The organism is Azospirillum sp. (assembly GCF_035627195.1).
Classification (GTDB): Bacteria; Pseudomonadota; Alphaproteobacteria; order Azospirillales; family Azospirillaceae; genus Azospirillum.
Genome location: NZ_DASPMG010000136.1, coordinates 1 through 8,904, shown reverse-complemented (window position 1 = coordinate 8,904; position 8,904 = coordinate 1). Strand labels below are relative to the sequence as shown.

Below are 8,904 nucleotides of genomic sequence, written 5' to 3'. Positions count from 1 at the left end.
CGCGCGGCCCGACAGCCCCTCGTGCGCCTTCAGCGATTCCATCAGCTGGAAGCCCACGGTGAAGCATGGGTTCAGGCTGGTCATCGGCTCCTGGAACACCATGGCGACGTCCTTGCCGGTCAGCGCCCGGCGCTGCCCGCGCGACAGCGTGCGCAGGTCGCGCCCGGCGAAGCTCAACCGGTCGGCCACCACCCGCCCCGGCTCCGGGATCAGGCCCATGACGGCCAGCGAGGTCACCGACTTGCCCGATCCGGACTCGCCGACGATGCCCACCACCTCCCCTTCCTCCACGGTCAGGTCGATGCCGTCCACCGCGCGGAAGGTCCCGGCGCGCGTCGTGAACTCGACGGACAGGTTCTTGATGTCGAGCAGCGGCATGGGATCAGCGCTTGAGCTTGGGGTCGAGGGCGTCGCGCAAGCCGTCGCCCAACAGGTTGAAGGCCAGCACGGTCACCAGGATCGCCACACCCGGCCACGTCACCACCCAGGGTGCGCGCTGCAGGAACTGGAGCGAGGAGGCCAGCATCGTCCCCCATTCCGGCGTCGGCGGCTGCGCGCCCAGGCCAAGGAAGCCCAGGGCGGCGGCGTCCAGGATGGCGGTGGAAAAGCCCAGCGTCGCCTGCACGATCAGCGGTGCCGTGCAGTTCGGCAGCACATCCACCAGCATCAGCCGCAGCGGCCCGGCCCCCGCGACGCGGGAGGCGACGACGTAGTCCTTCGACATCTCCGCCAGAACCGCGGCGCGCGTCAGCCGGGCGTAGTGCGGCACCACGACGACCGACACCGACAGCATGGCGTTGAACAGCCCCGGCCCCAGGATGGCGGCCACGACGATGGCCAGCAGCAGGCTGGGCAGCGCCAGCAGGATGTCCATCAGGCGCATGATGGCAACGTCCACCACGCCGCCGAAGAACCCCGCCGTCATGCCCACCGCCAGCCCCACGGCCAGCGACAGCGTCACCACGATCAGGCCGATCAGCAGCGACAGCCGCGCCCCGTACAGCACGCGCGACAGCACGTCGCGCCCGATGTCGTCGGTGCCCAGGACATAGGTCCACGACCCGCCCTCCTGCCACACCGGCGGTACCAGGATGGCGTCCCGGTACTGCGCGATGGGCGAATGCGGCGCCAGCACGTCGGCGAACACGGCCAGGAAGGCCAGCAGCACGATCACCACCAGCCCGGCCACCGCCCCGGTGTTGCGCCGGAAATGGTGCCAGAACTCGGCCAGCGGGTGCGGCGGGGTGGACGTCGCGACCGGCTCCACCACCGCATTGGATTGCACGTCCATGGTCATGCCGCACCTCCAACCCCTCTCCCGCCCCGGGAGAGGGAGGGACCCGCCCGCAGGGCGGGAGGGTGAGGGTACATCCAAGAATCCTTGCCCTTCCCCTCGCCCAGCGCCTCCGGCGCCAACCTTTCCCGGGGCAGGAGAGGGACACATGGCTGTCGCTGCGTCATCGTCGTCACCGCGCGTGCCGTATGCGGGGATTGAGGACGCCGTACAGCAGGTCGACCAGCAGGTTGACGCTCATCACCGTGGTCGCCACCAGCAGCACGCCGCCTTGCAGCGCCGGGTAGTCGCGCCGGTTGATGGACTCCACCAGCCACTTGCCCACCCCCGGCCAAGCGAAGATCGTCTCGGTCAAAATGGCCCCGCCCAGCAGCGTGCCGACCTGCAGGCCGATCACCGTCACCACGGGGATCAGCGCGTTGCGCAGCGCGTGCAGGCCGATCACCCGCACCTCGCGCAATCCCTTGGCGCGCGCCGTGCGGATGTAGTCCTCGCCCAGCACCTCCAGCATGGCCGAGCGGGTCATGCGCGCCACCACCGCCAGCGGGATGGTGCCCAGGACCACCGCCGGCAGGATCAGGTGGTGCAACGCGGAGCGGAAGGCGTCCCAATCCCCGGCCATCCAGGTGTCGATCAGCATGAAACCGGTCACCGGCTCCACGTAGAACATCAGCCCCAGCCGGCCGGACACCGGCGTCCAGCCCAGCTGGACCGAGAAGAACAGGATCAGCAGCAGGCCCCACCAGAAGATCGGCATGGAATAGCCGGTCAGGCTGGCCCCCATGACGCCGTGGTCGAACCACGTGCCGCGCTTCACCGCCGCGACGATGCCGGCCGGCAGGCCGACCAGCACGGCGAACAGCATGGCGCACGCCGCCAGTTCGATGGTGGCCGGGAACAGCGCCAGGAATTCCCCGAGCACCGGGTTGCGCGTCACCAGCGATTCCCCGAAATCACCCGACAGCACGCCGCCGACGTAGTCGAGGAACTGCTTCCACAACGGCTGGTCCAGGCCGAGTTCGTGGCGCAACGCGGCCAGCCGCTCGGGCGAGACGCCGCGCTCGCCCATGCGCACCTCGATGGGGTCGCCGGGGACGAGGCGGATCAGCACGAAACTCAAAAGCGTGACGCCCAGGAAGGTCGGAACGACCAGACCCAGCCGCGTCAGGATAAAGCGAAGCATGTCTGCCGGGAACCCACACCATCAGTTCCCCCAAACCGTCATCCCCGCGCAGGCGGGATCCATGTGCACGCTGCGTTCGGCCGCCGGGAACATGGATCCCCGCCTGCGCGGGGATGACGACAAAGGGGAAAGGAACGACGGAAACTGGAATAGCAAAGCCCCTCTCCCATAGGAAGAGGGGCTTTGTCGATAAGTCAGAATGTCACTGCTTCAGATCCACACCATAGAAACGGTGGATGCCGAACGGGTCCATCTTGTACCCCACGACGTTCTTGGACATCACCATGTGAACCACAGAGTGGGCGATGGTGAGCCACGGCGCCTCCTCCTTGAAGATCACCTGTGCCTGTTCGTACAGCTTGGTACGCGCGCCGATGTCGTTGGTGCGCTTGGCCTGCACGACGAGGTCGTCGTACTCCTTGTTGCACCACTTGGCGACGTTGGACCCGCCGGCGCGCGCGGCGTCGCAGCCCAGCAGCGTGTGCAGGAAGTTGTCCGGGTCGCCGTTGTCGCCGACCCAGCCGAACAGGCCGGCCTGATGGTCGCCGCCCTGCAGGCGCTTGCGGTATTCGCCCCACTCGTACTGCACGATCTTCGCCTTGACGCCGATCTTGGCGAGGTCGGCCTGCATCATCTCCGCCATGCGCTTGGCGTTCGGATTGTAGGAGCGCTGCACCGGCATCGCCCACAGGTCCGTCTCGAAGCCGTTCGGGTGACCGGCCTCGGCCAGCAGCTTCTTCGCCTTCTCCGGATCGTAGGGGTAATCCTCGATGGCGTCGTTGTACGACCACATGGTGGGCGGAATCGGGTTCTTCGCCGGCACACCCGCACCCTGGTAGACGGCGTCGACGATGGCCTTCTTGTCGACGGCCATGTTCAGCGCGCGGCGCACGCGGGCGTCGTCCATCGGCTTCTTCGTCACGTTGAAGGCGAGGTAGCCGATGTTCAGCCCCTCCTGCTCCATCACCGTCAGCGTCGGGTCCTTCTTCAGCGCCTCCACGTCGGCCGGATTCGGGAACGGCACGATGTGGCACTCGCCGGCCTTCAGCTTGGCCTGCCGCACCGCCGGGTCGGTGGTGATGGCGAAGACCAGGTTGTCGATCGGCGCCTTGCCGCCCCAATAGGCCTCGTTCGTCTTGTAGCGGACGACGGCGTCCTTCTGATAGGTGACGAACTGGAACGGGCCGGTGCCGACCGGCACCTGGTCGATGCGTTCCGGCGTCTTCTTCTTCAGAAGCGCGTCGCCGTATTCCGCCGACAGGATGGCGGCGAAGGGCATGCCCAGGTTGGCGACGAACGGCGCCTCGACCTTGTTCAACGTGAAGACGACGGTGTGGTCGTCCACCTTCTCGATCGACTTCAGGAGGTCGGGCATGCCCATGTCCTTGAAGTAATCGTAGCCGCCGCCCGACACCTTATGGAAAGGGTGGTCTTCCTTCCACATGCGGTTGAACGAGAACAGCACGTCGTCGGCGTTGAAGTCGCGCGTCGGCTTGAAATCGTTGCTGCTGTGCCACTTCACGCCCTGGCGCAACTTGAAGGTATAGACCAGCCCGTCGCTGGACACCGTCCAGGACTCCGCCAGCCCCGGCATGACCTTGGTGCCGCCATACTCGAACTGGACGAGGTTGTTGTAGACCGGCAGCGCCACGTCGAAGCTGGTGCTCGTCGTGTTGATCTGCGGATTGAAGTTCTCGGGGCTGCCCTCCGAGCAGAAGACGAGGGTCTTCGCGGCCTGCGCCGGCGCGGCCAGAGCCAGCGCCGCAGCCATGCCGAGCCCGGCACCCAACAGGATGCGCTTCATTCGACGGTCTCCCAGTAATCCGGTTTTCCCGCGCCGTGGAACGGCGGGTGCTGTGATTGAACGGCAATTAGGCTCCGGCACGTCCGGAGTGTCAACTCGGAAGCCTGGGGTAGCAAAGGTTCCCGATCCCACGGCCGGCCGCGGGCGCGGCGCGCCCGGTGTTTGACAATATTCCTACATTCGAGCATCCTGAAGACGATACCGCCCTCACTCCGCGCCCCTGCCGTTCACGAAAATGAGGTTTCTCCCGAATGCAACACCCCCGGCAAAAGCGTTGCACCGTGTTGCATTGGGTAACATTTCCTCCCGAGCCCTGCGCCGGGCGCACCCCCCGGCTGCGGGGGCGGGCGTCGCCGCTCGCCTTGGCCGCGTGGTAACGTCCCGCGCCATGAGCCCATCGCGCCAGCCCCCCGCCCCCGCCGACCTGTCCGGCTACGCCCTGTTCTTCGTCACCTCGGCCTTCATGGCGTCGAACGTCGTCATCGGGCGGGCGGCGGCCCACATCGTGCCGCCGGTCGGGCTGGCCTTCTGGCGCTGGGCGCTGGCCTTCCTCATCATCCTGCCCTTCGCCATGCCGGGGCTGTGGCACCACCGCCGGGCGCTGAAGGCGGCGGGCCGGCGCCTGCTCGTCCTGGGGGCGCTGGGACAGGGGATCTGCGGTGCGGTCGTCTACATGGGGCTGGAGCGCACCAGCGCCACCAACGCCGGCCTGATCTACGCCACCAGCCCGATCATGATCCTGCTGATCGCCGCCGTGGCGCTGGGCGAGGCGGTGCGGCCGCGGCAGGTGGCCGGCATCCTGCTGGCGCTGGCCGGCGTGCTGGCGATCCTGGCGCGCGGCGACGTGGACGCGCTGCTGCGCCTCGCCTTCAACCAGGGCGACCTGCTGGTGCTGGCCGGCGCCGTGGCCTGGGCGGTCTACACCATCATGCTGCGGGGATCGCGCACGCCGGTGCCGGTGGTGCCGATGTTCGCCGCCAACGCGCTGGCCGGCGTCGTCGTGCTGGCGCCCTTCTACTTGGCCGAGACGCTGCTCGACCGCGCCGTGGTCCTTAGCGGCGAGGCGATGCTGCGCATCGGCGGCGTGGCCCTGTTCGCCTCCGTGCTCGCCTTCACCACCTACCAGAAGTGCATCGCGCTGCTCGGTCCGTCCCGCGCCGGGGCGGCGCTGTACGTGATGCCGCTGTGGGCCTCCCTGCTCGCCTGGGCGCTGCTGGGGGAGGCGCCGCAGCTCTTCCACCTCGCCGGGGCGGCGCTGATCCTGCCGGGCGTCCTGCTGGCCACCCTGCCGGTCCCCGCCCCGCGCCCAGCCCGAGAGCCCGAAGAACTCACCCGAGCATCGGAAGCGTGAGGCCCTGCTCCCTGGCGCACTGCTTGGCGATCTCGTACCCGGCGTCGGCATGGCGCATGACGCCGGTGGCGGGGTCGTTGGTCAGCACGCGCTCCAGCCGCCTGGCCGCCGCCTCCGTCCCGTCGGCGACGATGACCATGCCGGCGTGCTGGCTGTATCCCATGCCCACGCCGCCGCCGTGGTGCAGCGACACCCAGGTCGCCCCCGACGCGCAGTTCAGCAGCGCGTTCAGCAGCGGCCAGTCGGACACCGCGTCGGAGCCGTCCATCATCGCCTCCGTCTCCCGGTTCGGGCTGGCGACGGAGCCGCTGTCCAGGTGGTCGCGGCCGATGACGATGGGCGCCTTCAGCTCGCCCGACGCCACCATGGCGTTGAAGGCGAGGCCGAGGCGCGCCCGGTCGCCCAGCCCCACCCAGCAGATGCGCGCCGGCAGGCCCTGGAAGCGGATCCGCTCCCCGGCCATGTCCAGCCAGCGGTGCAGGTGCGGGTCGCCGGGGATCAGCTCCTTCACCTTGGCGTCGGTGCGGGCGATGTCCTCCGGGTCGCCGGACAGCGCGGCCCAGCGGAACGGCCCGACGCCGCGGCAGAACAGCGGGCGGATGTAGGCCGGCACGAAACCGGGAAAGGCGAAGGCGTCCTCCACCCCCTCGTCCTTGGCCATCTGGCGGATGTTGTTGCCGTAGTCCACGGTGGGCACGCCCATGCGGTGGAAGTCCAGCATGGCCCGCACGTGCACGGCGATGGAGCGCTTGGCGGCCCGCACCACGCCCTCCGGGTCGCTCAGGCGCTTCTGCTCGTGCTCCTCCAGCGTCCAGCCGGCCGGCAGGTAGCCGTTCAGCGGGTCGTGCGCGCTGGTCTGGTCGGTGACGGCATCGGGCCGCCAGCGCGGATCCTCTTGGGCGCGCCGCGCCAGTTCCGGAAACACCTCGGCGGCGTTGCCGAGCAGGCCGACGGACACCGCCTGCCTGCGCTCCTTCGCCTCCCAGATCAGCGCCATCGCCTCGTCCAGCGTGCGCGCCATGCGGTCGAGGTAGCGGGTCTCCAGCCGCCGCTCGATGCGCTGGGCCGAGCACTCCACGCCCAGCAGGGAGGCGCCGGCCATGGTGGCGGCCAGCGGCTGCGCCCCGCCCATGCCGCCCAGCCCGCCGGTGAGGATCCACTTGCCCGTCAGGTCACCGCCGAAGTGCTGGCGCCCCATCTCGACGAAGGTCTCGTAGGTGCCCTGCACGATGCCCTGGGAGCCGATGTAGATCCACGAACCGGCCGTCATCTGGCCGTACATCATCAGCCCCTTGGCGTCCAACTCGCGGAAATGCTCCCACGTCGCCCAGGCCGGGACGAGGTTGGAGTTGGCGATCAGCACGCGCGGGGCGTCGGCATGGGTGCGGAAGACGCCGACCGGCTTGCCGGACTGGACCAGCAGCGTCTGGTCGTCCTCCAGCTCCGTCAGCGCCTTGACGATGGCGTCGAAGCAGTCCCAATTGCGCGCGGCGCGGCCGATGCCGCCGTAGACCACAAGATCCTCCGGCCGCTCCGCCACCTCGGGGTCGAGGTTGTTCATCAGCATGCGCAGCGGCGCCTCGGTCAGCCAGGACTTCGCGGTCAGCGTCGTCCCGCGCGGCGCCCGGATGATCCGGCTGTTGGCGTCGGTCATGATGGTCCCTCCCGGTCTCCTGTCGGCCACCCTTCAGGTCGGTGCAGGGGCGGCGGCCGGCAAGTGTGGCCGGGAGAGGCGGATCAGTCCAGCATCGGCAGGCCGGTCTCGATGCGAACCAGGGCGGCGAGCAGCGGCGCGCCGATGTCCCGGCGCACGAAGTTGCTGGACCGCTCGGCCGTGTTGATCGCCTGCTGGAAGGTCAGCCGCCAGCGCTCGTCGCCCATCAGCAGCCGCTCCGCCTTAGCCTTCTGTGCCAGCAGGGCCGGCCGCTTGCCGGCGTTGTCGTCGACCAGCTTCAGCAGCTTCCTCATCAACTCGTTCGCACCACCGCCGTCGCCGCGGCGAATGGCGGCCTCGATCAGCTCGGCGAAGCATTCGCCACGCACGTCGGGGTCCTGCACCTGCTCGGCGTAGCTCAGCGCCAGCCCGCCCTCGTTGCGGCGCGCCAACCGGCCCAGCACGGCGGGGATCGTCCACGGGTTCTCGTCCTGCACGGTGCGCAGCAGGCCCAGCGCCAGATTGGCGTCGCCCAGGTCGGCGGCGGCGACCGCCAGTTCCGGCGGGCAGCAGTCCGACTTGCTCTGGCGGAACTTGGAGTACTGGGTCTCGACCGTGTTGAGGAACAGCGTGCGCGCCTGCGCCTCCTTGCCGGCGCGCAGCAGCGCCTGCGCCACCAGCCCCAGCTCCCACGCGCAGTTGCGCGCGGTGGCGTACTGCTTGGCCTCGTCGGCCAGTTGGCCGGCCAGCGCCATGTCGCCCTTCCAGGCGGCGGCCTTGCCGATGTCGGCCAAGTTGTAGATGCGCGTCGAGCAGTCGGGGATCTGCCGGGTGACGTCCAGGGCCAGCTGCATCTGCCCCATCAGCGCCAGCGCGCGGGCGACGAACAGGTCCTGGCCGGAGGAGTCGGTGGCCGTGGTGGCGCCGCGCCGCACGGCGGCGACGAAGGGGGCGACGATTTCCCGCGCACGGCCCTGGTCGCCGACATGCTGGTAGGCGACGGCCAGCGACAGCCAGTCCCAGCGCGCCGAGGTGATCGGCGTCTCGACCGGCGGCAGCATTTCGCCGACGCGGTGCAGGAAGCACAGCGAGTTCAGCGGCTCGTTGCACACCAGCCCCTTGATGCGCGAGCGGAACTCGTAGAAGTCGAAGTCGCCGACGAACTGGTTGGTGACCAGCTGCACCGCCAGCGCGCTGTCCGGATACTTGGCGATGATGTCGGCCAGCAGCTTGTCTGCCTCCTTCAGCAGGCGCGCCTCCTCGGCCGTGTCGAGGGTGTTGTCGGCCTGCCGGATGATCTGCATCGCCTGCACGAACAGGCGGTTGGCCGGCCCGGTGTCCTGCGCCTGCGCCGCCGGGGCGGCAAGCACGGCCGTCCCGGCGCCGATGGCCACGGCGCCAACGGGCATGGCAAGCGCCACGAGGCAGACGGCGATCCAGCGGCGGACGGCGGTGGGTGAGAGGGCCATGGCGGGCTCGGTGCCTTCAGGCGGACGTAAGTTCAGGAACAGGGTTCAGGTTCAGGACTGGCGGACGTAGGTGACGACGCGCTGCACGTTGGGGATGGCCCGGGCGTGCCCGACCACGCGGTCCAGCTCGTCCTTGCTCTTCGCCCATC

General features: G+C 69.2%; 7 protein-coding genes. 1 reads left to right on the top strand and 6 read right to left on the bottom strand.

The genetic code is table 11. The features are described 5' to 3' along the window. The 4 genes from VED21_RS12965 to VED21_RS12950 form a co-directional block, all read right to left on the bottom strand. A partial coding sequence (locus VED21_RS12965; protein ID WP_324882785.1) for an ATP-binding cassette domain-containing protein occupies nucleotides 1-378 on the bottom strand: 378 nt, incomplete at its 3' end. A gap of 4 nt (nucleotides 379-382) precedes the next feature. Then, nucleotides 383-1,297, bottom strand: a complete 915-nt coding sequence (locus VED21_RS12960; protein ID WP_324882784.1) for an ABC transporter permease subunit — start codon at nucleotides 1,295-1,297, stop codon at nucleotides 383-385. Nucleotides 1,298-1,466: 169 nt separating this feature from the next. Then, the gene (locus tag VED21_RS12955; RefSeq protein ID WP_324882783.1) at nucleotides 1,467-2,477 is read right to left on the bottom strand and encodes an ABC transporter permease subunit; all 1,011 of its coding nucleotides are present in this window, start codon (nucleotides 2,475-2,477) and stop codon (nucleotides 1,467-1,469) included. A gap of 202 nt (nucleotides 2,478-2,679) precedes the next feature. Continuing rightward, complete coding sequence (locus VED21_RS12950) at nucleotides 2,680-4,281, bottom strand: ABC transporter substrate-binding protein (RefSeq protein ID WP_324882782.1); 1,602 nt, start codon at nucleotides 4,279-4,281, stop codon at nucleotides 2,680-2,682. A gap of 388 nt (nucleotides 4,282-4,669) precedes the next feature. On the opposite strand from VED21_RS12950, the gene VED21_RS12945 reads away from it, so the two are divergent. Then, nucleotides 4,670-5,632: a DMT family transporter gene (locus tag VED21_RS12945; RefSeq protein ID WP_324882781.1), complete on the top strand. Its 963-nt coding sequence runs from the start codon at nucleotides 4,670-4,672 to the stop codon at nucleotides 5,630-5,632. Here the strand turns inward: VED21_RS12945 and hutU are convergent. Together hutU and VED21_RS12935 are read right to left on the bottom strand one after the other, a co-directional pair. After that, nucleotides 5,610-7,286 (bottom strand): urocanate hydratase, encoded by a 1,677-nt coding sequence (gene hutU, locus VED21_RS12940; protein ID WP_324882780.1) that lies wholly within the window; start codon nucleotides 7,284-7,286, stop codon nucleotides 5,610-5,612. The two genes, VED21_RS12945 and hutU, sit on opposite strands and share 23 nt — an antisense overlap. A gap of 83 nt (nucleotides 7,287-7,369) precedes the next feature. Then, entirely contained in the window at nucleotides 7,370-8,755 is a 1,386-nt protein-coding gene (locus VED21_RS12935) for a hypothetical protein (protein WP_324882779.1), read from the bottom strand. Between the last annotated feature and the right edge of the window lie 149 nt (nucleotides 8,756-8,904).

What these genes read in the sequence shown, in the direction of transcription:
- VED21_RS12960 (WP_324882784.1), bottom strand. Translation starts at nt 1,297, where the DNA reads ATGACCATGGACGTGCAATCCAATGCGGTGGTGGAGCCGGTCGCGACG.
- VED21_RS12955 (WP_324882783.1), bottom strand. Translation starts at nt 2,477, where the DNA reads ATGCTTCGCTTTATCCTGACGCGGCTGGGTCTGGTCGTTCCGACCTTC.
- VED21_RS12950 (WP_324882782.1), bottom strand. Translation starts at nt 4,281, where the DNA reads ATGAAGCGCATCCTGTTGGGTGCCGGGCTCGGCATGGCTGCGGCGCTG.
- VED21_RS12945 (WP_324882781.1), top strand. Translation starts at nt 4,670, where the DNA reads ATGAGCCCATCGCGCCAGCCCCCCGCCCCCGCCGACCTGTCCGGCTAC.
- hutU (WP_324882780.1), bottom strand. Translation starts at nt 7,286, where the DNA reads ATGACCGACGCCAACAGCCGGATCATCCGGGCGCCGCGCGGGACGACG.
- VED21_RS12935 (WP_324882779.1), bottom strand. Translation starts at nt 8,755, where the DNA reads ATGGCCCTCTCACCCACCGCCGTCCGCCGCTGGATCGCCGTCTGCCTC.